The organism is Microbacterium sp. KHB019 (genome assembly GCF_037285405.1).
Taxonomy (GTDB): domain Bacteria; phylum Actinomycetota; class Actinomycetes; order Actinomycetales; family Microbacteriaceae; genus Microbacterium.
Map to the genome: position 1 here is coordinate 1 of NZ_JBBDHF010000007.1, position 548 is coordinate 548.

Sequence of the window (548 nt, forward strand, 5' to 3'; positions counted from 1 at the left end):
TCAAAACTTGCTTATCAGTTCCCCGAGGCTTATCGCAGATTGCTACGTCCTTCTTCGGCTCCAGATGCCAAGGCATCCACCGTTTGCTCTTAAAGACTTGAAACAACATGAGTTCGAATCGTCAAAAATTGAAATTGACTAATGATCTTTAAGATCATCATTACAACGCGGCCCGAAGGCTGCGCTGAAGATGCTCGCGTCCACTGTGTAGTTCTCAAAGTACGGGCGGTACCCCCACCGCCTCACCAACCGGTGAACCAGAAAGGGGCCCAGAGGAGACAGTCCCGGCCCCACCTCCGAAGAAGCAGGGCTGGTTCCGGTCCCTCAGGACCCAACAGCGTGCATATGCCAGAATCACAAGCCCCCACTTTCCAACCGACCCGAAGGCCGGCGTACTAGCAGGAACCAGCTGCGCTGGCATCTTGTCTAATGTTCCACCCATGAGCTCCCAGCGAAGAACGTATGCCTTCGATCTGGGTTCTGGACACCCGGAGGTGTCAGATGCTCCTTAGAAAGGAGGTGATCCAGCCGCACCTTCCGGTACGGCT

General features: G+C 54.7%; 1 rRNA gene. It reads right to left on the bottom strand.

Annotated features, from left to right (window positions below):
- Window positions 1-103, bottom strand: a 23S ribosomal RNA gene (locus KHB019_RS15080); the annotation flags it as partial.
- Window positions 104-548 lie beyond the last annotated feature (445 nt).